Origin of the sequence: Aquimarina latercula DSM 2041, assembly GCF_000430645.1 — a bacterium.
In the GTDB taxonomy this organism is placed as follows: Bacteria; Bacteroidota; Bacteroidia; order Flavobacteriales; family Flavobacteriaceae; genus Aquimarina; species Aquimarina latercula.
In genome coordinates this window covers 1-24,163 of the sequence record NZ_AUMK01000012.1, presented here as the reverse complement: position 1 = coordinate 24,163, position 24,163 = coordinate 1, and the positions used below count along the sequence as shown (strand labels likewise).

The window sequence follows — 24,163 nt, the reverse complement described above, 5'->3', positions numbered from 1 at the left end:
TTATCAAACTATTCTTTTAACCAAAAAAAATATTATGATACTTTATAAAACCAGATATGCACTACAAAAAAGGCAGGTATTTCTCTTACTGCTATTTATGAACATATGTTATATACCATTAAAAGCACAAGAATTTTTCCAAGTTATGGAAGAAGAAAACGTGAAAATAAAAAAATTAGAGCGCATAGGAAAACGTCATTTTGAAAATAGAGATAAAGGAAAAGGAAGTGGTTATAAGCTATTTATGCGAAATCTATATTGGGCTAAGAGAAATGCTGACACTAATGGATATATAATAAGTGACCGCAAAGTAGTAGATGAAACTGAAAAATTTCTAAAGAACACAGAATCATTAAATAAAAATGCTCAACAAAATAGTGGTTGGACCGAACTTGGACCTTTTAACTGGACACGTACCAGAAGCTGGTCTCCTGGATTAGGGAGAATTACAGCAATAGCTGTAGAACCAAATCAACAAAATACAATATATGCAGGATCTCCGGGAGGAGGGATCTGGAAGTCCACTGATGCTGGTCAAAACTGGAAACCCTTAGGAGATCAAATGGCAAATATGTCTATATGGTCAATCGCTATCGATCCAAATAACAGCAATATTGTTTATTTAGGAAATTCTGCAGGTCAAATTATGATATCTACTAATGGTGGGAATTCCTGGTCACAAATTTACAGGGTAAGTGGTACACCAAGGACTATCCTTATTCACCCCAATAGTGATATTATATTTATCGGTACTACAAAAGCACTTTATAGGTCCACCAATGGTGGTGCCAATTTTAGTAATGTTCTAAATACTCGTTCTGAAGATGTTGCATTTAAACCTGGAAACACAAATATAGTGTATGCCTGCGGAACAAGTTTTTATCGATCTACTAACAGTGGAAGCTCTTTTAACCGAGTTACCAGCGGTATTGCTAGTAGTGAACGTATGAAGATGGCTGTGACGCCAGCAAATCCAAACGCTGTATATCTTGTACAGAAAAGAGGAAGCGGTTTTGGATATCTATATAGATCTTTAAACGAAGGAACCAGTTTTAGTATTCGTGCAAGCTATAATAATATTTCCACTGATCAGATTTATTTCACTCAGGCTTCTCGTGATATGGCTATCACCGTATCAGACACTAATGCAAATGAAGTTCATGTAGGAGGAATGAATTATTCCAGATCTTTGGACGGTGGTTCGAGTTTTACCACCTTAGCAACTTGGAGTTCTCCTGGTGATCGTTCCTATGTACATGCTGATATAGAAGTAATGCAGTATGTAAAAGGTTCCATATATATAGGCTCTGACGGTGGTATTTTTAGAAGTCGAGATAGAGGAAATAATACAACCGATCTTACCCAAGGTGGATTAGCAGTAAGACAATATTATCGCATTGGAGGTTCTAAAACGGATGCTAATATGATCGTAGGAGGTGCTCAGGATAATGGAACTAATATTATGAGCGGTTCTAATCGTCAATTTAAAGAATGGTTAGGAGCTGATGGAATGGAATGCTTCATAGATCATAAAAACAAAAATACTGTTTACGGAACTGTTCAATTCGGATCTCTTTATAAAAGTACTGATGGTGGAAATAGCATTGGAAACATAAGTAAACCAGGAAACTTTAGTGGAGAATGGGTAACTCCCTTTATGATGGATCCAATTGATAATAAAAAGATATATGTTGGTTATAACGACTTATACCGGAGTAATAATGGAGGTAGTAATGGCAGTTGGAGAAACATTACAGCAAATATCAATATTAGTGGTAAACTAGATGAAATCGCAATTGCAAACTCTGACAATAACTACATTTATATAGCTGAAGAAGGAAGAGTATGGAGAACCAAAAATGGGCAAAGTAATAATCCTTCTTGGACTGAAGTAAGTGATTTTAGAGGAGATGTAAACTTTATCTCGGTAGATCCTAACAATCCTGAAAGAGTAGCTATAGCCGCTACAGGATCCAGAGTATATATTTCTACAAACTCAGGAAATACTTGGACAAACATAAGAGGAAACCTACCTAATATTTCTGCTCAATGCTTAGTTTTTGATGACACTGCTGTCAATGGATTATATGTAGGAATGCAATCTGGAGTATATTATACTAATGACACTCTTGATTCTTGGATACCTTTCTCTACAAAATTACCAAGGGTACAAACCTCAGATTTAGAAATACACTATCCTACTCGAAAAATTCGTGTTGCTACCTACGGGCGTGGAATATGGGAAGCTGATCTTTTTGATGAAGGTACCGACACAGATGAAATCAATCCACCAAGTGAGTTAAGATCTCAAATTAATCAAAATGATATAACCTTAACCTGGACAGATAATTCTAATAATGAAAATGGTTTTACTATTGAAAGAAGTAGTGGTAACTCGTTCGAAAGGATAGATTATGTAGGGACTGGTGTAACCAACTATATTAATAAAAACGTAGCAGATGGAATTTATTCATATAGAGTTAGAGCTTATGATGTAGATAGTTATTCTAATTATTCAAATTTGATACAGGTAGAAGTAGGAACTATTGTTAATCCTCCTGATATTATTGACAATTGTGAAGGTTGTATGGTCTACGATACTAATAGTGAGGAAACGACAAATGCTGATCATGCCAAAGAAAAAGCAGCAGATGGTGACCCAAACACCTATTGGCACTCTAATTGGTACGATGATAATACATCGCATCCTCATTTTATTGCCATTGACCTTGGTGTATCGAGGGACTTAGTTGGATTTTCTTATCAAGGAAGACAAACAGGTACCACTGGAATGGTAAAAGACTATATACTTTTTGGTTGGGATGGTAACGCTTGGATTCAGTTATCTGTAGGAACTTTTCAGAAATCTACTTTAAAACAAACAGTAGAGTTTGACACCTTTAATTGTCGCTATCTTTATTTCAGAGCACTTTCTGAAGTCGATGATAAACGATGGGCATCTGTTGCAGAATTCACGGTTAGGTATAACACATCAAAACAAACCGATATAATGCCTGCAATTCAAAATACTGATATTACTCCACCATTGGTAGATCTTACCGATTTTGATGGAATCAAAGTATTCCCTATACCCTTTACAGATAAGATAACCATAGATGGAATTAGCTCTAAAAAAACAGCTCGTTCCATTCAGCTTATCGGATCAAATGGTGCTGTTCAGAAAACTAAAGTTTCTATCAATGGAAAACAGGCAACAATTGATACACAGAAATTAGCAAAAGGCTTCTACATCTTAAAGATGCAAAAAGATGGAGTACAGAAAAATATAAAGATTCTCAAACAATAGTAAGCTATAAGCAATCGTCATATTTATGCTTTTTTAAAGTACAGGGTAAACGCAATTTTGCTTTCGACTCTGTACTTTTTTTATAGCAAGTTTATACGCAAAAAATACACTTTTTACTGCCCTTCCCACTCTCTATAGAACTGCTCTAAAAAGACCTCCATAAAACGATGTCTTTTTTTTGCCATTTCTCTACCAGTTTTCGTGTTCATTCTATCTTTAAGCAATAACAATTTCTCGTAGAAATGATTTATCGTTGGAGCAGTAGAGTTTTTATATTCTTCTTTGGTCATATTTAAATTAGGCGCTATTTCCGGATCGTATAGCGTTCTATTTTTAAATCCCCCATAATTAAAACAACGAGCGATTCCAATAGCCCCAATAGCATCTAAGCGATCTGCATCTTGTATAACATTCAATTCTGGGGATGTAAATTTCTGCTCAGTATTACCTCCTTTAAAGGAGATATTTTCAATAATAAGTACTACGTGATTAACAATATCTTTTTCTAGTTGAAGACTTTCTAAAAAGTTCCTTGCGACTTTTGGACCAATCGTTTCATCTCCATTATGAAATTTGGAATCTGCAATATCATGAAGTAATGCTCCAAGAGAAACTATAAAAACATCCACCTCTTCACTTTCGGCGATGGTTTTTGATGTTTTAAAAACCCGTTCGATATGAAACCAATCATGTCCTCCTTCAGCATCTTTCAGCGTATTTTTTACAAAATCAACAGTTTCATATATAATCTGCTCTTTGGTCATATACGCCATAATAATTTATTTCACTAAAGCAGGTTGCACCCATTTAAATTCAAAAACTTCTTCTGGAATTACCAATCTCTCACTAATACGTTGCATTCTAGCAGGTAATCTCATTACAAAATCACGTGCTTTTTCTGCCTCATCAGTAAGATCAACAAGTTTGTCAATTTCCCATTTATCGATCAAACGTTGCATAATATCAATATAATCCTGAGAAGTATATACTCCTATTCGTTGAGCGGCATTAGAAAACTCTTCAAAAGCACTTCCGATTGTATTTCCGGATTCTCTTAAAAAAACCGCTGGCATTACAATTTTATGCTTCATCATATCACTAAAAGCTACCATCATTTGACTTGGGTCTACTTCGAATATGTTTTTTACAAATTCACTATATGCATTAAAATGACGCATCTCGTCACCAGCAATAATTTTACACATTTTAGCTAGAGATTTGTTTGAATACCCTTTTGCCAACTTTGCCACTCTAGTATGCGAAATATTAGTTGCCAACTCCTGAAAGCTAGTATAAACGAAGTTTTTATAAGGGTCTCTATCGGTTCCGATATCAAACCCATCATTAATTAAATGTTGCGTTGTACGTTCAACTTCTATCATATTTACTCTTCCTGACAAATACAAATACTTATTTAAAGTATCTCCATGTCGATTTTCTTCACTAGTCCAATATCGTACCCATCTAGACCAGCCATTTCCTCCTTCTCCTTCGTGTTGATTTACCCCTTCTACATCCATTAACCAGGATTCATAGGTAGGAAGTGCTTCTTCTGTAATCGTATCTCCAACTAAAACGACCCAAAAGTCATATGGAAGTTCTTTTGCCAACTCTCTTAACTCCTTTACCTCATCAAAAAATGTATCTTCATTTTGTGAATCAGGTAAAAAATCTGTTGGCTGCCATACTTTATCTATCGGAATCAAAAATTTATCGATAAAAGATTCTATTTTCTTTTCCAATAATTGCATTACTTCTAATCTAATATTATCTATAGCCATGACTACTTATTTACGTTTTTATGGTAGAGATTACTCTCTTTTCTGCAATATCTAGTATTTCTTCTTTAGTAACTCCTTCTGAATTTATAGGTTCTTTGACTTCTAGAGTAAGATGTATTCCTACTCCCATAGGGAAATTACCAAATCTAACCAACTTCCAACTGTTATTAATAGTTACCGGAACTATTAAAGCTTCAGGAGCATTTTTCATTAATATTTTTAATCCTGTATGGGCAAAACTTTTAGGTTTTCCATTTCTACTTCTAGTTCCTTCCGGATAAATTACAGCTGAAAAATTATTTTTGGCAATATACTTCCCAAACCTAGAAATCTCTGGTATCGATTGTTTCGCATTTTTTCTATCTATTAAAGCATGACCTCCATTTCTTAAATTAAAAGAAATACTCGGGATTCCTTTTCCTAACTCCATTTTAGAGATAAACTTTGGTCGATGTTTATGCAAATACCAAGATATCAAAGGAACATCAAACATACTCTGATGATTTGATACAATAATCAAGGAACGATTTTTAGGTAATTTAAAAGAATTTTTAAAGCTAATTCTTACTCCTAAAACGTGTAAACAACGAAGCAGACAAAGGTTCATTAAATTAACCACACCTCTGTGTCCTTTTGCTCCGCCCAGTTTAACTCCCAACCATTGTAAGGGATGAAAAACTACTAATGTTAATCCAAAAAATAAATAGAAAACTATCGAAAGCGGATATGAAATTATCCTTTTTAATGCCCCCATAACTTCTCTTAGCAATTAATAATTTTGACTTGTGTTACTGCAGTGCAAGGTCTGATATTATTTTTTGTTTAGCAACAGTTTAAAGAACTAAAATCAAATCAATCAGTGAACTTTCTATTTACTACTGAAAATTTTTAGGTTTTTTTAATGAAAATATGTGGTAAAAGAAATGTTACACACCACTTAAATAAAACTTTTTTAAAAATTTCAGGCAACATTTTGGGGGAAATAATCATTAACATATGGACATATGCTTTGTGGATCTATAATTATTCAGAGTATTATATAATTTTAAAATTTACAGTATGTTACACAAAATCTTAAAACTAGAAGGAGCTAAATTATTAACTAAAATGCATTGAAACAAGTGCTTGGAGGAACTGGATGTCAATGCGATGGATACTCTAATGATAGTGGAAATGAACAAGGAAGTATTGAAGGTAGTGATTGCCAACCATGCAAAAAAAGAAATAAAAAAATCCGGTACTAACCGGATTTTTATTTTTTATCTAAATATATTAGCAGTGCTCATTATAAGCATCTTTAAGGTTTTCTGCAATCATATCAGCAGGTCTCCCTTCGATATGATGACGCTCTAACATATGAACTAATTCTCCATTTTTAAATAACGCCATTGAAGGTGATGATGGAGGAAATGGGATCATATATCCACGTGCTTTATCAGTAGCTTCGCGATCCACGCCCGCAAATACTGTTACTAAATTATCTGGTTTTTTATCATTTGCCAAAGAAGCTTTCGCTCCTGGTCTTGCATTCGCTGCAGCACAACCACAAACAGAATTTACAACGACTAAAGTTGTTCCTTCTTTTGCAATCGCAGTTTCTACATCAGCTGCTGTTTGTAATTCATCAAAACCTATATTTGTTAGGTCTTCACGCATTGGCTTTACTAAATCTGCTGGATACATATTTCTTAACTATTTTTTATTTAAACTTTGATACAAAGATACAAATAATGTACCATATCAATATGACTGCCAAGTAGTCGTAAAACATCTTTACAACTATCTAACAAATCATTTTTTCGTAACATTTTTAATGAATATGTTACTAATTAAGTATACTCTAAATTGTGTAAATAATTCAATTATCTTTACACCCTCAAAATTGACTATGAATGATTAAATGGATTGCTGCTTTATTAGGAGGTATTTTTTTTAGATTTCCAGGAGCCATATTAGGTTTTATACTAGGCAGTTTGTTAGATACTACTACCAAGAGTAAAGGAAGTGGAGGATTTACTCAAGTATTCTCTCAAGAAAAAAAAGTAAGTCCCGGAGATTTTGAATTAAATCTACTTTCTCTTTCTTCAATTGTAATAAAAGCCGATGGTCATGTAAATCAAACAGAACTAGATTATGTTCGTCAGTATTTCGTAAGTGCTTATGGAAAAGAGCGTGCTAATGCCACGTTTAGAACCTTTAATGAAATTATAAAAAGTAGAGAGATTTCTGCCCAACGTATCTGTTTGTTTCTTACCCAACGCACTCGCTATGCAGCAAGGTTACAAATTCTTCATTTCCTATTCGGAATTGCAAATGCAGATGGTAATGTAAGTAACGCTGAAGCGATAGAAATTCAGAAAATGGCTGGATTTATGCGAATAAATTTTAGTGATTTTGAAAGTATTAAAGCCATGTTCTTTAAGACCGGAAATCACGCCTATAAAATTCTTGAAGTTGAAAAAACCGCTACTGATGCAGAAATAAAAAAGGCATATCGAACCATGGTTAAAAAATACCATCCTGATAAAGTACAACATATGGATCCTGTGCATATAAAAGGAGCAGAAGAAAAATTTAAAGAAGTACAAAAGGCTTATGAACAGATCCAAAAAGAGCGTGGTCTAACATAATCATCCGTTTCTCTTTCAGAATAAAACTAATAGTTGTATATTATTTGGTTTAATATTTGATGCTAAAACAATATGCCTAAGCTAGTATTATTTATTTTATTAAGCCTATTATCTGCTAGTCAATCCTACAGTCAAGATTTTGATAGAATTGAAGCTATTGTACATTTATACCCTAAAAAATATAAAACTCCTAAAAAACTAGCAGAACAGATCTCCAAGGATTTTGACTCTGAAATAGATAAGGCCAAAGCCCTATATTCTTGGATTACAAAAAACATATCCTATGATTATAAGGAATCAGGAAAATATTACACTGATTATGCAAATTCTTATAAATCAGTCCAACACAACCCCTTTCCTAGCTTTCGTTCTACCAATTATATAGATTATCATAGGGATAAATCAGGATCTAAAAAGCATCTACAGACAGAAAAAAAATATAGAGAAAAAATATCTAAACGTGTTATATCTAGTGGTATAGCAGTTTGTGAAGGATACACTCAACTTTTTAAAGATGTCTGTGATCACCTTGGAATCATTAGCTTCTACGTTTTAGGAAATGGTAAAAATCAAATTCATCATATTGGAAAAGAATACCGCTCTGATCACGCCTGGAATATTATTGAAATAGATTTTAAAAAGTATTTAATAGATGCTACCTGGGGTAGTACAGGATATTACGATGTCGATACACAAGAATTTATCGAAGAACCTAATTATTTCTATTTCGGTACGCCAGCCGAAGTTTTTATTAAAGGGCATTATCCAAATTTTTATGAAAACAGCTTGTTAGTAGATAATATTAGTAAAGAAGAGTTTTCTGAAGCTCCATTATTTTACCAACATGAAAAGTCAAAAGATTTTAGCCTAATTTCTCCATTAACAGGAATCCTAAAAAAAAGAGATGCCGTAATTCAAGAGTTCGTTATAGAATACGATCAACCTGTGCACTCGATTGTTTATTTGGTTAATAATCAACAATTCAATTACAAAGGAAAAATAGCATATAATGACGGGAAAATTAGTTTTAATGTAGACTTATCACACCCTAATGCAAAAGAGCTTGTTATATTTATAAATGAGATTCCTATGGTAGGATTTAAAATTGAATAAATAAATCTACTTAATCAATCGATTCCAGACCATTTTAAGAAATTTACTAGTAGGCATTGTTGACATTATCTTTAGATCTTCTATCAATGAGGTTTCCTCATTTAAAAATTTCAAGATTTTATATGTATTATTTTTTCCGAATAATCGTGAAAACAAAATAGCACCATTCTGATTTTCTTTTGATAATAGATCTAAAAAGAATAAATCATAATACCAAAATTTAGTTCGTTTCTCAAATTTGGATAAATCCCCGCGTCTTTTAAGAAACTTGATGAGTTTTTTTACCTTTTTTTCTGTATTCAGAAAAGTAAATCCAGTACTAGCTTTTGTCCATCCACCAGCCGTTCCGATATGAATGATGTTCCTAGAATTTTGTTTTCCAAACTCATACGAAGTCATAGGAATACATCCTATTTCTTTTTCTATAATACTGTACTCTTTAATCCCGGTCGCATGTAAATATGCTTTAATTTCCTTTTCGTATTCTTCTTTAGAAAGAAGATCTTTAGAAAACAAGGTGTACTCAAACAAAGCTTCTGTTTTAGACATCGGCAATACATACATAAATCTTGTATTCCCTTTTTGATCAATGTCAAAATCCATAAAGGTAGCTATCTGACTATCAAAAGTATGGTTTTCTACCTTTATAAACCATCCTATAAAATGTTGATTTAATAAAGGGTATTTTTTTTGTGTTTTAAACTGTTTAGAAAATGGTATACTATTAAAAACCTTACCGCCCAAATACATTCTTTGATCAGTCTCTACCTCTACTATACTACCCTCATCTACAAATCCTATTACGGTTTCCTGTACTATAGTGATATTCGGTTTTTTACTTAATTGCTTAAAAACGTGATTGTAAAAATCTTTACTCCGAATCATCTTATATTGATATGGAGAAATATCTATTGTATCTGAGAAATCAGTACTCCCGAAAAAGATATTATTCCATTTTTTACTTACAACAGAATCCCAAGTTCCTTTTCCTTCTTCCCAAAAACACCAAGTACGATCATTTTTATTTTTTTCCTCTTTATCAATTAACAGTATTTTCTTTTGATCAAAAAAAGTATCATTAATTAAATAATAAGCCAATATCAAACCTGATGCTCCGGTGCCTGTAATAATATAATCATATTTCTGCATCTAGTAAAATAAGAATGTGGTAAAAAAGATAAATATAGCAATGAAAATATGAACCGAAATCGTGTATTGCAAAGTTTTATATACTTTTTGAAATAAAAAATGTGCTACAAAGGAAACTACGACCCATCCTATATAATTCTGAATTGGTACTATCTGTCCTTCAAACTCCCAAAAATCAAATCTTGGAGCGGAAACTTCGATGATAATATCCAATGCCACCATCAACACTGCACCAATAAAAGAAGAAATAGCTATGTTTGTGTGTATCTTTTTTGATATTGCTGCTGTACAATATACTAGTAATGCCCAGTTTACACCAATAATCCATGGTACTCCTAAAATTTTACTTCCCAAGTTATTACCGTATTGATAGTTGCCAAAAATCAATCCATAGTTAACTCCCAGATACTCCGTAATCATTCCAATACCAAAAGGAATTAACAATGCTAAAATCAATTTTTTATTAATTCTAGAATTCCAAATCATTAAACCTAAATACAATAGTAAATTGAGAGGCGTTAATGGCAAGAACCAACTTTCATATCCTATCAGAATTCCAATTATTCCTGAAATATTAAACAACCAAATTAAAATTATGGATATAAGAAGTTTTCTTTCTAGACGCATAGTTTAATCATTAAAATCTTTTTCAATTAACTCAGAAACTATCTTACCAGACAATAAACACAATGGAATTCCTCCTCCAGGATGCACACTTCCTCCACAGAAATAAAGATTTTTAATATTTTTAGAAAAGTTAGGATGTCTTAAAAAAGCTGCATATTTATTATTGCTACTGGAACCATACAATGCACCTTGATAAGATTGTGTTTTGCTTTCAATACTTATAGGATCTAAAATCTCTTCAATTTCTATTAACTCTTCAATATTTACTTTTAACAATTTTGATAATTTATCCAGAATATTTTTTCTAGACCGTTGTATTATTTCTTTCCAGTCTTGTCCTTCATTACTAGGAACATTAATCATAACAAACCAGTTTTCGGATCCTTCAGGAGAATCATTTGGTTCATTTTTAGCAGTAATATTTATATAAACGGTTGGATCATTACTTACTTCCTTCTTTTCAAAAATATATTCAAATTCCTTTTTATAATCTTTAGAAAAAAAGATGTTATGTAGATCCAATTCAGGAAATTCTTTTTTGATTCCCCAATAGAAAATTAAGGCGGAGCTTGATCTTGGTTGTTTCAGAGTTTTTTTCGGTGCTTGCTCATTTGGAAGTAATTTACGGTAAGTAGGAACTACATCCATATTGGATATAATTACATCCGCTTCTCGTATAAAACCATCAACAACTACTGCTGTTGCTTTTTTATTTGTAACAACTATTTGATCCACTTCTGATTCAAAATGAAATTTTACATCAAGATCAACAGCCAACTGATAAAGAGCTTTTGTAATACTATACATTCCTCCTTTTGGAAAAAAAGTTCCGTAGTACTGTTCTAAATGCGGAATCATAGACATAATTCCAGGCGTAACATAAGGAGACGAACCATTATAAGTTGCAAATCGGTCAAAAAACTGAACCAATCTTGCATCCTTAAATATTTCATCATTATAACTGTGTAATTTCTTATCTATTCCTAGGCTATTAATTCTAATAATAGCTTTTATAGTGTCCAAAGACAGATATGTGGATAATTTATGTAATGATTTTTCTAGAAATAAAGTAGAGGTCAAGTCATATTTTTGCTTACTAGATTTAAAATATTTAAAAATCTGATCCCTTTCTACTTCAAACTTCTTTTCTGCTTCTTCTGCAAATTTTTTAATATCGGCTAACGCTGTAAATCTAGTTCCGTCTTCATAAAAGTAATTACATACTATTTCTTTTTTGGAATACTCAAAATAATTCGAAATTGATTTCTTAGAGATAGCGAACAACTCTTCTAAAAACTGAGGCATTGTAAACAAGGATGGTCCGCAGTCAAAACGATATCCTTCTTTATGAATTTCGGCTAATTTTCCTCCAGGATAAGAATTAGTCTCATATACTTCTACACTAAAATTTTGACCGCTTAAACGGATTGCAGAGGCTAAACCGGCAATACCAGATCCAATAATTATTGCTTTCTTGTTTGACATATTATGTGCATAAAGATATTATGAAAAATTATAAAGCGAAGACAATTGCCATAATTTAGTATGGATTTTTATATATCTTTAATTTTAAACATATTTAAACTAACTTGTATCTAATAGATTTATTAGTTTGGAAAATCAAAAAATTGAAATAAGAAAACTCGAATTATCTGACACATTACAGTTGGCAAAACTAGCTAACAATAAAAACATATGGAATAACCTAAGAGATTATATCCCTTATCCTTACTCAGAAAGTGACGCCGAAACTTTCATTAATTTTACTCAAACACAGGATCCTCCACAAAGTTTTGGTATTGAATGTAACAATGAGCTATGCGGAGTAATCAGTTTAATCATACAAAACGATGTTTATAGAAAAAGTGCAGAAATAGGATACTGGATAGGTCAACCATATTGGGGAAATGGAATAGCCACAAAAGCAGTGAATCTAATAACCCATTACGGATTAAAAAAACTAAATTTAATTAGAATTTATGCTGGTGTTTTCGAAAATAATATTGCCTCTATGCGGACGTTAGAAAAAAACGGGTATAGTAAAGAAGGGGTTTTTCGAAAAGCGATTATTAAAAATGGTAAAACTTTAGACGAACACAGATATTTTATATTAAGTAAAAATCAAGAATAAAAATCCTCATAATGAAACAATTCATTTATCTACTTTTAATATTCAGCCCTATTTTCATAAAGGCTCAAGACACGAATAAAAAGGTAAAAACTCCTCAAATAGTTACCAAATTAAAAACTGGCAAAAAAGCTAATTTTGGAAATAAAAGTATACATTTTATAAAAGTATTAGAAGATTCTCGTTGCCCAAAAGGAGTATCCTGTGTATGGGCAGGACAAGCAAAAATTTTGATTGGTCTCTATGAAAACGATACACTTTTAGAAGAAAAAGAAATCTTAATCAAGGCTCCTATTAAAGCAAAAGAACTATTAAAGTCATTGGAGAAGACAGTCTATAGTCACAATCTAAGTCCTTATCCAATTAATTCTGAAAAAATAGATCCCTCGAACTACTATCTAGAACTATTGGTTAAATAAATAGTGCTAAAACCATGAGAGTACTTATCTCTATATTTAGTTTCTTTGCCAAATGATTTCTAACAAAGCCAAAGCTCATATTGCATTATTAAGTGTAAATATGATCTATGGAGCAAATTATCTTATTGCAAAAGGTTTAATGCCTGATAAAATAGGTGCATCTGCCCTAGTATTTCTAAGAATAAGTGGTGCTGGATTGTTATTCTTTATTTTAAAGTTTTTTGTAAAAGAACAAGCTCAGAAAAAAGATATTCCAAGATTAGCACTTTGCGGGCTTTTGGGTGTAGCAACAAATCAATTCTTCTCAATGAATGGATTAAGTTTAACATCTCCTGTAGATGCCGCTATCATAGTTACTGCCATGCCTGTTTTTACAGTGATTATTAGTTATTTTTTGTTAAAAGAGCCTCTTACTTTATCTCGTGTTTTAGGTATATGTATTGGAGGTGGTGGCGCAGTATTATTAATATATTTAGGCAACTCAGGTTTAGGAACAGGATCGTTAAAAGGAAATATTTTTATAGGTTTAAATGCATTATCATTTGCTTTTTACTTAGTCCTAGTGAAACCATTAATGCAAAAATATAAACCAATTACTGTTATTATCTGGACTTTTTTCTTTGGATTTATCTTTATGTTTCCATTTTGTATTGGTCAATTATTAGAAACAGATTTTAATTCTTATAAAACGACCAATTGGATATCATTATGTTATGTAATCATAGGCCCAACGTTCTTAGCTTATTTATTAAATATGTTTGCTTTACAATTTGTAAAACCTACAGTTTCTAGTAGTTATATTTATGTACAGCCCGCAGTAGCCATGTTGTTGGTTGCAGGAATTGCCTATTTCATTATTGATAGTGAATATAAAGGAGATATAACAATAGTAAAACTGTTATGTTGTTCTTTAATTTTTGTAGGTGTTTATTTGATTAGCAGTAATAGCTCTCTAAAATGGATACGAAGAAAATAAATTACTTTTTGATAAGATGCACCATCAATAAGTGGACAAAACTATAATAGATATTATTAATGGTCTAATTGACTAGTGACAACCGCAGCCGTTCTTTCCACAACTTCCAGGCGTCTTTTTACTTGAAGTAACTGGCTTTGGTTTCCAAATAAATTTCTTAATCAAAAATCCTATTGCTATAGCAAAAACAACAAATACTAATATGTTCTGGACAAATAAATTCATAATTTCTTAGTCGAATAAAGATACAAAAACTTATTTTAAAATCTGATATGCCACCAATGCAACAGTATACGCTAAAACACTCATAAACACAAGCTGTACCATAGGCCATTTCCAACTGTTAGTTTCCCTTTTTACAATAGCTAGTGTACTCATACATTGCATTGCGAATGCATAAAACAATAACAGAGATATTCCACTTGCCAGGTTAAACAATGGGGTTCCCGTTACAGGATGGACTTCAGAAGCCATTCTATTTTTGATGGTTTCTTCCTCATCACTTCCTACGCTATAAATAGTCGCCAAAGTACCAACAAAAACTTCCCGTGCTGCAAAAGAACTAATGATCCCTATTCCAATTTTCCAATCATATCCTAACGGAGCTACAATAGGTTCAATAGCTTTACCTGCATAACCAATAAAAGAATATTCTAATTTATAAGAAGCAATTTTCTGATCTAGTTCTTCTTGAGAAAGATTAGAGTGCTCTGATGTTACTATTTCTTCTGCATTACTAAAGTTCTCATTAGGTCCGAAACTGGCTAAAACCCATAAGATAATCGAAATGGCTAAAATTATCTTCCCTGCCCCAAAAACAAACGCTTTAGTTTTTTCAATAACATTAAATATTACATTCTTAAACAAAGGCATTTTATACCCTGGCATCTCTATCACGAAGTAATTATTGCTTTTTATTTTTAGAATTTTATTTAAAATCCAAGCAGAACCTACAGCGGCACCAAAACCTATAAAATATAATAACATCAAAGTCAGACTTTGATAACTAAATATCCATCCAACCTTTTCATCAGGAATTACCAGTGCTATTATGATCAAATAAACAGGTAGTCTTGCAGAACATGTCGTAAATGGAACTACTAGAATCGTTATCAAACGTTCTTTCCAACTTTCAATATTCCTTGTAGCCATTACAGCAGGAATTGCACAAGCTGTTCCAGAAACTAAGGGAACAACACTTTTTCCACTTAATCCAAATTTTCGCATTACCCTATCCATAAGGAACACTACACGACTCATATATCCACTTTCTTCCAAAATGGAAATAAATAAGAATAAAAATGCAATCTGAGGTATAAAAATAACAATACCGCCTAATCCAGGAATTATACCTTCGGTTATTAAGTCTATAAAAGGTCCTGACGGCAAAGCTGATTTTGCAGTCTCGCTTAACCACGCAAATCCTTCGTCTATTAGATCCATTGGGTATGATGACCAATCATAAATAGCTTGAAAAATCAACAACAATATGGCAAAGAAAATAAAGTACCCCCAGAATTTATGAGTTAATACTCTATCTAATCTAGCACGTATACCGGTTGCCGCTTTTTCATCAATTATCAATCCTTTTTTTAGAACTTGATTAATAAATTGATATCTTTTAATAGTTTCTTTTTGCTGAAATCGCTTGAGCTCACTTTCCGATTTGATCTCAAAATCTGGCGGAACTTCGGGCTTCTTTTTATCAATTTTTCTAAAATTGACATCTTGTGTAATTACTAACCAAAGTTTATAAATAGATTGATTAGGAAATGCTTTCTTAAGTCTATCAAAATATTCAGGAGCAAAAGTCAATGCATCTACACAAGGTTTAGTAGGTATTGAAGCATATGAAAGAATCAGCTTTTTAAGTTCATCTATTCCTTCATTTTTTCTAGCACTTACTAAAGCAATTTTAGTATTTAACTCTTTTTCGAGTAGTGGAATATCAAGAGAAATCCCTTTCCTACTCATTCGATCTGCCATATTAATGACTAGAATCGTGGGAATTTCTAAATCCTTTATTTGGGTAAATAATAATAGATTTCTTTTAAGGTTTTCTACATCACTTACGACTACGGCCACATCAGGAAAATCCTTATCTTTTTTATTAAGTAGAATTTCTATAACTACATTTTCATCTAAAGATGAAGCATTAAGACTATATGTTCCTGGTAAATCAAGAATATGTGCCTTAACTCCTCGTGGCAATTTACAAACCCCTTCTTTCTTCTCTACAGTAATTCCTGGATAATTGCCGACTTGTTGGTTTAATCCAGTTAGCAAATTAAAAACAGATGTTTTACCTGTATTTGGGTTTCCGATAAGTGAAACTTTAATCTGCTTGGCCATAAAAAGTAATCCTATTAAATAATTTCAATCTCAATTTGTGAAGCAATTTCTTTACGTATGGCGAGATGGCTACCATTGATTGTAAGATACATTGGGCATTGAAACGGTGCGGTTTGTAATAATTGCACCTCATTACCTGGCAAGCATCCCATTTCCAATAACTTTAATGGAATAGTATCAGAAGTTATTTCCTTAATCAACGCACGTTGACCCCTTTTGAGATTTGCTATAGTAATTTTCAAGCCTTTATTTAGAATAATTTTAAACAAGGCAAAAGTAGTGGAAAAATATCTATTGAAAAAACTATCTCTTAGAAAAACCTATTACGAGTTGTTAAAATATTCTTCCTGTCTTTTCTTTTTAGATTTCATTAATAAAAACAGTTTTAAACCTATTCAAAAAAGGGTTAACAACCCAAAAAAAGTCCAAAATCATTGAAATTCAAATTTTTCGGATATCTACGAAGGTATGTCGCTTTAATTTCATCATATCTAAATTTAGAAAAAGGTGGAAACTAAAAAGCCTTAAATAGAATAAAGTCTAATTAAAAAATTATAGAATGAAAAATTATAAAAAACTATTACTTCAAGCATTAATGATCTGCTTGGTTGCAATTATTTATTCTTGTGAAAAGAATAATTTAGAACAAGAAAGTTTGGACATATCTGGTCAAAATAAAAACGATAAAATCGAAAAATATGATCAATATACAGTTAGAAAACCTAAAAAAGATGGAGTTTATCTAGTTGCAAAAAACGAGCATACAGGTAGTCAATTATCTTACAAACTACATAATGCACATATCACAAGTTTTCAAATTCTGCAAAGAGATGGAAATACTATTATATTTGATAAACTAGTGATCCCTACAGCAGAAAATTTACCTCCTTGGAGACCAGATTGTCCTGATGGATGGGACGAAAAATTAATTTGCTACGTAAACAAGGATGGTGTTGCAGTTTCCTATACACGATGTACTCCTACCTCATTTACAATTGGCCTGGAGCCTGAATGGTAATATTATGGATAGAATTCATAAGATCACTTATTATTTTTTCCCTAGAAAAACACAGTTGTTTTTTAAAAACCCGAATTTTACACAAAAAGCAACTGTGTTATTTTACTCCTTCATTTTTTAAGACTTCTATATCTTCTAATAACCTTTCAATTTCTTCTAAATCAGTTCCGTCATAAAAGCCTCTAATACGCTTTTTCTTATCAACTAACACGAAATTTTCGGTATGAATCATATCATAACGCCCACCATCACCATTCGATTTTGCTACTAAATATGATTTGCGTGCAAGATCATAAATATGCTTTTTGTCGCCAGTTACCAAGTTCCACCGAGTATCATCAACTCCTTTTCTAATTGCATATTCTTTTAATTGTGGTACCCCATCTGTTTCTGGAATTACCGTGTGAGATAATAGCTTAATATCTGGATCATTTTTTAATCTTCCCTGGATAAGTTTCATGTGATCTGTCATTATTGGACATATAGTCTGACATGTTGTAAAGAAAAAATCCGCAACATAAATCTTATCTTCATAATTAGACTGCGTAACTTTCTCACCATTCTGATTTAGAAGATTAAAATCTGCTATTTTATGGTATTTGCGTACATGCTGAACCGTACTATCTACTAATTCTAAACTCACCATATCTGGTTCATATACCTGTAAAATTCTTTTGGGTTTTAGAATTGAATAAATTATTGAAATAATAATCGCAGATAGTATAAATAAAACTATGGCAAAGAATTTGTACTTAGCAAAAAATCGAAGCATACTTACATTTTAGAGTTACAAAATTACAAGGTTTATCTTTTACAAAATTATGGTTTTCGCTAAAAAAATATTAAAACCGGAATCTGTATCCTTGATTTCTTTCATAAACTACTCTAAAAGGTTACTTTTGCGTGATTTAATTTTGAATAAGACCATATGAGTCCGATAATTATAAAAGCATTACAGCTATTATTAAGTTTGTCTATCCTAATCGTTCTTCACGAATTAGGACACTTTATTCCGGCAAAGCTATTTAAGACACGAGTAGAAAAATTCTATTTATTCTTTGATGTAAAATACTCGTTATTTAAGAAAAAAATTGGAGAAACAGTTTATGGAATTGGATGGTTACCATTAGGTGGGTATGTTAAAATTTCTGGAATGATCGATGAGAGCATGGATAAGGAGCAAATGGCTGGACCACCACAACCATGGGAATTTAGATCAAAACCAGCTTGGCAACGATTAATTATTATGCTTGGGGGTGTTACAGTAAACATCATCCTTGGGTTTTTAATATATATGGCAATTATATACACTTGGGGAATTTCTTATGTTTCTTCTGATGATATTCCGGATGGATATGAAGTTGCAGAAATATTTGAAGAATATGGGTTTAAAGATGGTGATAGAGTCCTTAAGGTAAATGGTGAAGATTTTAAAGATGCAAGAGATGTAAATATGTATCTTTTCTTAAGAGATGTAAAAAACATTACCGTATTATCAATTGATGGAAACACTAAAACTATCGACATCCCGGAAGACATTGGCACAACCATGTTTGAAGAAGGTGTTATGGAACCTTTTGGAATAAGACTAAAACCTGTCCTTGATACCGTAGTTGCTGATCGGCCTGCATATAAAGCGGGACTTAGAAATGGAGATGAAATTTTATCTGTTAATGGTAAAAAAATTAGTTGGTGGCATCAGTTTAAGAAGGAAGTAAAACCAAAAAAAGAAGAAGAAATTCAGGTTACCTTTCTTAGAGATGGATCGGAACAAACTATTTCTATAAAAACCGATGAAGAAGGTACTATTGGCGTATTACCTGTTTATTATAAGATAAATAAAGATGAGTTTTCGTTTGGAGAAAGTATCAGTGCAGGATTTAATTATAGCTACTGGAAACTTCACGATTATATTGCGCAATTTAAGTATGTCTTTACTAAGAAAGGAGCTACTCAAATTGGTGGATTTGCTGCCATAGGTAATTTATTTCCACCTGTATGGGATTGGGCTGCCTTTTGGAGTACAACAGCCTTTATTTCGATTATTTTGGCTTTCATGAATATTTTACCAATTCCTGCATTAGATGGAGGACATGTAATGTTTTTATTATATGAAATCATTGCTGGCAGAAAACCTAATGATAAGTTTATGGAGTATGCACAACTTGTTGGTTTTGTTATACTAATCGCTTTGTTACTTTTTGCAAATGGGAATGATATTTATCGAGCTATCTTCGAATAACAATAAAAAATCAAAAAAATCTTTTTGTGTTTTAAAAAATAGTATATATTTGCACTCGCAAAAGAGAAAAACACTTCTCGATTGTAAAGAGATATTCCTCCTTAGCTCAGTTGGTTAGAGCATCTGACTGTTAATCAGAGGGTCCTTGGTTCGAGTCCAAGAGGGGGAGCAAAAAAAGCCTAAACTTAAAGTTTAGGCTTTTTTGTTTTCTTATCTAATGTAAATTTACTCTATTAACCAAAATAGAATTGCTTGGTTAGCACTAAAAACAAACGAGTTCTTATTTACAAAAAATTCTCAAGAGAAAAAATTATGCAGATGTTTTAAGAATATTTAGAACTCTTCTCCATAAAATATCTGAAAAAACCTCAGAATCTTTCAATCCTTCCATTATTGGAGCTAGCTTTGCATATGTAATATTGCCTATAGCCATTTCAGAACTTTGATTATCATCTTCTGCTAAAAAAGCCATAGACCAATCATCAAATATACGCTTTGTCTTTACACCTTGCCAAATTAACTCTACATCGAAATGTCTATTGTCTTGTAGAAGTTTTCTATAAAGCTCAAGTATGTTAGACTTAGGTCCTTCGATAATTTGAAAAAATACCTTTTTGTAAAAAACCAATGCACCTGTAATAGAATTATCTAAATTTTTAGATATTGATTCCGAAACGATATCCTCTATACTTGAAGTGGTTAATCCTGTTATGGCTTTAGACGTATAACATAGCTCAAAAATCATTGCTCCATTATCAATAGACATTTTAAAATTCGAGGGTAACATACCAAAATATTGTTCGAAAATTTTAGAAAAATAACTTCTACTAGAAAATCCTACTTTATAACAAACCTCAGATACCGAAAATTCTGTGTTTTGAAGTAATTGCCTTGCTCGTTCAACTCTTAGTCTTTGAATTAGGTTTCCCACAGATTCACCATAAAGATAATTACATCCTTTTTGTAATTTATGTGGGCGTAATCCCGAAATATTAGTCAACTCATCTATATTTATTTTACGATCAATGTTTTCCTTAATATAAACACCAAGATCAATGATCTTTTTTAAATCAGATTTAGATATTCGTTTTGGCTTAATTTTCTCTCGATGTTCCTCATGATTAATCAACTGGGATGCTAGTGTGTTTAATATTGACCCTTCGGTAATTAACATACCTATGGTATCTATCCTCTCATTTCGAACTAGAACTTCTGCAAATTGAGAAGTTTCTAAATTTATCTCACCAAAATACTTTTTGTTTTCGTCAAGCTTAAAGTTCTTAGCAAGTTCCTTAAGAGCAGAATCTAAACGTCTCGCTTTTCGATTGTCAAGTTTTTCAAATTTACTAACGTTTAAAAATAGAATGCTAATCTCAAGATCTACATTGCCTGGAAGAATAATTTCATGACCATCTAATTCATTACCTGAAAGAATAACATTTTGACTTTTAGAAATCTTCTCTAATGAATCTTCATTTCCAAATTTATGAAAATAATACCCTTTTACACAGTATATAAAATAAATGGGATGCTCTCCTTTTTCATTCTTTATAAACTTTAACTCTTTATTAAACCTTACATTATAAGTTTTAGCCACTAAGCCTGGAAAAACTTGATAAGTAGATATATAACCCTTACCACGTTCATTATCTAAAACTAACTTTCCAGAATTATAATATTCCTTAAAGTCCGCTCTAAAATGATTGGCCATTTGACGCAATTGCTCAATCTCATCATTTTTTTCTATACGAAGCATTCCTCAACAAATTTTCAAGCAATTTTAAACTATTTACTCAAGAAATAATAACAAAATTGAAACTAATACTAACAAATTTAAGCTGTTTATCCATCAGTACAAATATGATAAACAAAAAAATAATTTCATTTAAAAAACTATTATTATTGAACCAGGCAAATACATTTTAGTTCTTCAATCCTAAAATTTCATAAGAGTAATCTGCTCTTAAAAACCTAGGATTCCTTAAACTATCCGTCATATAGCTTTTACGTTCAGCGTTAAGGGATAAGCCCGTTTTATCTTCATATTTTGTATTAACAATATAACTATAAGTAGTCCCGTGATGTACCATATTACCGACTAATTTATACGTTAATACATCAAAATAATACCACCAAGTATTCGCAGAAGAACCATCATCATTAAAATAAGTAACTTTCACTATGTAGACTTCCTTACTATCTATTGTATCTATTCCAACGTAAGATAATATGACTTCCTCATCTAACAATTTATAAGGTTGCCAGATAACATAGTGTGCTGCAATAACAGATTTATAGTACTTTTCTTTTAAATCTGAATCACCTTGTATAACGTTATCAAAATACACACTAATTTTATCATCCTCGAATACAACTTTCTTTTGAACAGTATTCTCTACCCATACCATTTCTGCCCTAAATTTTGGACTGAATGTATTTTTATGGGTTTGTATAATTTTCTTCTCTATAGCTCCAAGACTATCATATAAAATAGTAGTTTTTTTATAAGAGATCTCCTTTACACTCTTCCATTTTTCTAACCCACCATGTGCCTCTAATGATTTTAGTATTATTTCCTTAGGATTCAGTTCATTTTTACAAGACTGCAGAGACAATAGTATAACAGGGATAATTAGGAATACTTTTATGACCTTTAACATCATTATATTTTTTAAAATAGTTGAATTAATCTTTAGACTATATTCTACCTTATCACAAAGTAAATTATTAATATAACTTTATTTTGTTAAACAAAAACTTAATTATTAGTTTTGCCGAAAAGTAATAAAGGAAAAAATTATCTAACATCCCCTCCCCTAGATAATTACAATACTATTCTTAAAACCAAAGGCAACGAGATATAAACAATTCTCGATTATGTGCCTTTTATGTAATTGGTTTTTATCAATAATAGTATTATTTAAAAAATTGTAGAAAAAAGCTTTAAAATTAGGCTCTAGATTTTATAGAACTAACCGCTATACTTGGAATAAAATGATAAAAAAATTAATTTCTATTTATTTACTCCTTATGCTAGGGAATCAACTCTTATTTTCCCAAGTTGATCATGTAAGTTGGGAGTTTAGAGGAGGAAGTCTTCTTAATAATCCCAACGGAACATCTACAGGACCAGGACCAGTACCTGCAGGATTAGATGTCGCAACAATACCAAACACATCTATCACAAGAGGCCGTTTACGATCCGCAATATTGGGTGACCTAGATAATGATGGGGATCTAGATTTTATTTCTGGTAGCCAAGGAGGTACAGTACACTATTTTAAAAATGAAGGTACGATTACATCTCCAAACTGGGTATCGGCATCTATACCTACTTTAGATACTATTTGGATTGATAGAAATTTAACAGTAAGAAACCAAAATAGACCTCAACTTGCAGATATTGATGATGACGGAGACCTTGATTTATTTATAGGTACAGATTATGATTATGAACGCGACCGAAATAATGACGTTCTTTTTTATAGAAACATCGGCTCCCCTGAAATTCCTGTATTTGAATATATTCCGGATGGCTTATCGGGACTTGATAATCAAGAGATAGCCGAATTTCCTGGTTTAGGTTTTGTAGATCTTGATAATGATTCTGATCTCGATCTCGTAGCACTAGGTAGTGATAAACTAACTTATTATAAAAATATTGGAACCAAAAATAATCCCATTTTCGAACGGCAATCTGAAGCAAATAGTCCTTGGGTTGATGAAAGTGCTTTTAATAATATGGATGTTCCAATACCCGTTTTTGAAGATTTTGACAAAGACGGAGACTTAGACATGTTTTTTATGATTGATACTGGATTTGTTAGATGGTTAGAAAATACCGGAACATCTACAGTTCCTAATTTTGCTTCAGTTCAGAATATGTTTAATGGTGAATTAACTCGTGGAGAAATTGGAAGTTTCGCTACTATTGATTTTGGAGATGTTGATGGAGATGGTTTAAAAGATGCAATTCTAGGTAGTTTTAATGTAGCAAGGTTTGCCTGGTTTAAACAAATTCCAGTATGTATAGCTCCTAGTATTCCTAATATTTCTGCAACTACCGAGTTATGTGAAGGTGAAACGACTAATATCACCATATCTGGTGATCTTAATATTGCTTCCACCTGGTCTATTTATACGGACTCCTGTGGAGGAAATTTACTAGGAACTACCACCACAAACACTTCAACGTTCGAAGTGACTCCAACTGCCCCCAGCACTACATACTATATAAGAGCAGAAGATGGTAATATCACGTGTATAGATGAAACGACAGCTAATTGCTTAACAATTACAATAAACGTTAATCCTATTGATGATCCTAGCTTTAGCTATGACCAAGTAATATATTGTGAAAATCAACCAAATACAACTCCTTCTATTACAGGTCTAACTGGTGGAACATTTAGCAGTACAAC

The 24,163-nt window shown here is 32.0% G+C and carries 22 protein-coding genes and 1 tRNA gene; 11 read left to right on the top strand and 12 right to left on the bottom strand.

Going from position 1 to position 24,163, the window contains the following annotated elements:
* The first annotated feature begins 34 nt into the window (after window positions 1-34).
* The gene (locus tag H526_RS0112005) at window positions 35-3,307 is read left to right on the top strand and encodes a VPS10 domain-containing protein (RefSeq protein ID WP_081415611.1); all 3,273 of its coding nucleotides are present in this window, start codon (window positions 35-37) and stop codon (window positions 3,305-3,307) included.
* Between the two features lie 113 nt (window positions 3,308-3,420).
* On the opposite strand, the gene H526_RS0112000 is transcribed toward H526_RS0112005, so the two are convergent.
* From H526_RS0112000 to H526_RS0111990, 3 genes are read right to left on the bottom strand one after another with little or no spacing between them, the layout of a single operon-like run.
* Window positions 3,421-4,071: an HD domain-containing protein gene (locus tag H526_RS0112000; protein ID WP_027393226.1), complete on the bottom strand. Its 651-nt coding sequence runs from the start codon at window positions 4,069-4,071 to the stop codon at window positions 3,421-3,423.
* A gap of 15 nt (window positions 4,072-4,086) precedes the next feature.
* Complete coding sequence (locus tag H526_RS0111995; RefSeq protein WP_027393225.1) at window positions 4,087-5,088, bottom strand: acyl-ACP desaturase; 1,002 nt, start codon at window positions 5,086-5,088, stop codon at window positions 4,087-4,089.
* Window positions 5,089-5,098: 10 nt separating this feature from the next.
* Window positions 5,099-5,842, bottom strand: coding sequence for a lysophospholipid acyltransferase family protein (locus H526_RS0111990; RefSeq protein WP_035085431.1), 744 nt, complete (start codon window positions 5,840-5,842; stop codon window positions 5,099-5,101).
* Between the two features lie 358 nt (window positions 5,843-6,200).
* On the opposite strand from H526_RS0111990, the gene H526_RS32490 reads away from it, so the two are divergent.
* Window positions 6,201-6,332 carry a hypothetical protein gene (locus H526_RS32490; protein WP_281171950.1) on the top strand — a complete coding sequence of 44 codons (132 nt, stop codon included), beginning with the start codon at window positions 6,201-6,203 and terminating at the stop codon, window positions 6,330-6,332.
* 28 nt (window positions 6,333-6,360) lie between these two features.
* On the opposite strand, the gene H526_RS0111985 is transcribed toward H526_RS32490, so the two are convergent.
* Window positions 6,361-6,771, bottom strand: a complete 411-nt coding sequence (locus tag H526_RS0111985) for a BrxA/BrxB family bacilliredoxin (protein WP_027393223.1) — start codon at window positions 6,769-6,771, stop codon at window positions 6,361-6,363.
* 209 nt (window positions 6,772-6,980) lie between these two features.
* On the opposite strand from H526_RS0111985, the gene H526_RS0111980 reads away from it, so the two are divergent.
* Window positions 6,981-7,718 carry a TerB family tellurite resistance protein gene (locus H526_RS0111980; protein WP_027393222.1) on the top strand — a complete coding sequence of 246 codons (738 nt, stop codon included), beginning with the start codon at window positions 6,981-6,983 and terminating at the stop codon, window positions 7,716-7,718.
* 72 nt (window positions 7,719-7,790) lie between these two features.
* The gene (locus H526_RS0111975) at window positions 7,791-8,831 is read left to right on the top strand and encodes a transglutaminase domain-containing protein (protein ID WP_027393221.1); all 1,041 of its coding nucleotides are present in this window, start codon (window positions 7,791-7,793) and stop codon (window positions 8,829-8,831) included.
* Between the two features lie 6 nt (window positions 8,832-8,837).
* Here H526_RS0111975 and H526_RS0111970 read toward each other — a convergent pair whose 3' ends face one another.
* The 3 genes from H526_RS0111970 to crtD are packed head-to-tail and all read right to left on the bottom strand — an operon-like array spanning window position 8,838 to window position 12,092.
* A complete protein-coding gene (locus H526_RS0111970) occupies window positions 8,838-9,980 on the bottom strand; it encodes a lycopene cyclase family protein (RefSeq protein WP_027393220.1) in 1,143 nt (380 codons plus the stop codon).
* Window positions 9,981-10,607, bottom strand: coding sequence for a carotenoid biosynthesis protein (locus H526_RS0111965; RefSeq protein ID WP_027393219.1), 627 nt, complete (start codon window positions 10,605-10,607; stop codon window positions 9,981-9,983). It lies immediately after the preceding gene.
* 3 nt (window positions 10,608-10,610) lie between these two features.
* Window positions 10,611-12,092: a 1-hydroxycarotenoid 3,4-desaturase CrtD gene (crtD, locus tag H526_RS0111960; protein ID WP_027393218.1), complete on the bottom strand. Its 1,482-nt coding sequence runs from the start codon at window positions 12,090-12,092 to the stop codon at window positions 10,611-10,613.
* Between the two features lie 127 nt (window positions 12,093-12,219).
* On the opposite strand from crtD, the gene H526_RS0111955 reads away from it, so the two are divergent.
* From H526_RS0111955 to H526_RS29030, 3 genes are read left to right on the top strand one after another with little or no spacing between them, the layout of a single operon-like run.
* Entirely contained in the window at window positions 12,220-12,738 is a 519-nt protein-coding gene (locus H526_RS0111955; protein WP_027393217.1) for a GNAT family N-acetyltransferase, read from the top strand.
* Between the two features lie 11 nt (window positions 12,739-12,749).
* Window positions 12,750-13,154, top strand: a complete 405-nt coding sequence (locus tag H526_RS0111950) for a hypothetical protein (RefSeq protein WP_027393216.1) — start codon at window positions 12,750-12,752, stop codon at window positions 13,152-13,154.
* Between the two features lie 52 nt (window positions 13,155-13,206).
* Window positions 13,207-14,130: a DMT family transporter gene (locus tag H526_RS29030; protein WP_051336128.1), complete on the top strand. Its 924-nt coding sequence runs from the start codon at window positions 13,207-13,209 to the stop codon at window positions 14,128-14,130.
* 255 nt (window positions 14,131-14,385) lie between these two features.
* Here H526_RS29030 and feoB read toward each other — a convergent pair whose 3' ends face one another.
* On the bottom strand, window positions 14,386-16,482 hold the full coding sequence (feoB, locus tag H526_RS0111935) for a ferrous iron transport protein B (RefSeq protein WP_027393215.1): 2,097 nt from the start codon (window positions 16,480-16,482) through the stop codon (window positions 14,386-14,388).
* A 14-nt stretch (window positions 16,483-16,496) separates the two neighbouring features.
* On the bottom strand, window positions 16,497-16,724 hold the full coding sequence (locus tag H526_RS0111930; RefSeq protein WP_027393214.1) for a FeoA family protein: 228 nt from the start codon (window positions 16,722-16,724) through the stop codon (window positions 16,497-16,499).
* 317 nt (window positions 16,725-17,041) lie between these two features.
* Here H526_RS0111930 and H526_RS0111925 point away from each other — a divergent pair, with 317 nt between their 5' ends.
* The gene (locus H526_RS0111925; RefSeq protein ID WP_027393213.1) at window positions 17,042-17,500 is read left to right on the top strand and encodes a hypothetical protein; all 459 of its coding nucleotides are present in this window, start codon (window positions 17,042-17,044) and stop codon (window positions 17,498-17,500) included.
* Window positions 17,501-17,597: 97 nt separating this feature from the next.
* Here the strand turns inward: H526_RS0111925 and H526_RS0111920 are convergent, their stop codons facing one another.
* The gene (locus tag H526_RS0111920) at window positions 17,598-18,272 is read right to left on the bottom strand and encodes an SCO family protein (protein WP_027393212.1); all 675 of its coding nucleotides are present in this window, start codon (window positions 18,270-18,272) and stop codon (window positions 17,598-17,600) included.
* Window positions 18,273-18,428: 156 nt separating this feature from the next.
* Here H526_RS0111920 and rseP point away from each other — a divergent pair, with 156 nt between their 5' ends.
* Together rseP and H526_RS0111910 are read left to right on the top strand one after the other, a co-directional pair.
* Window positions 18,429-19,742, top strand: a complete 1,314-nt coding sequence (gene rseP / locus H526_RS0111915) for an RIP metalloprotease RseP (protein WP_027393211.1) — start codon at window positions 18,429-18,431, stop codon at window positions 19,740-19,742.
* Window positions 19,743-19,837: 95 nt separating this feature from the next.
* Window positions 19,838-19,911, top strand: a tRNA-Asn gene (locus H526_RS0111910).
* A 141-nt stretch (window positions 19,912-20,052) separates the two neighbouring features.
* Here H526_RS0111910 and H526_RS0111905 read toward each other — a convergent pair.
* Both H526_RS0111905 and H526_RS0111900 read right to left on the bottom strand, forming a co-directional pair.
* Window positions 20,053-21,498: a BLUF domain-containing protein gene (locus H526_RS0111905; RefSeq protein ID WP_027393210.1), complete on the bottom strand. Its 1,446-nt coding sequence runs from the start codon at window positions 21,496-21,498 to the stop codon at window positions 20,053-20,055.
* Between the two features lie 166 nt (window positions 21,499-21,664).
* On the bottom strand, window positions 21,665-22,402 hold the full coding sequence (locus H526_RS0111900) for a DUF6503 family protein (protein WP_035085428.1): 738 nt from the start codon (window positions 22,400-22,402) through the stop codon (window positions 21,665-21,667).
* A 334-nt stretch (window positions 22,403-22,736) separates the two neighbouring features.
* On the opposite strand from H526_RS0111900, the gene H526_RS0111895 reads away from it, so the two are divergent.
* A partial coding sequence (locus H526_RS0111895) for an FG-GAP-like repeat-containing protein (protein ID WP_027393208.1) occupies window positions 22,737-24,163 on the top strand: 1,427 nt, incomplete at its 3' end.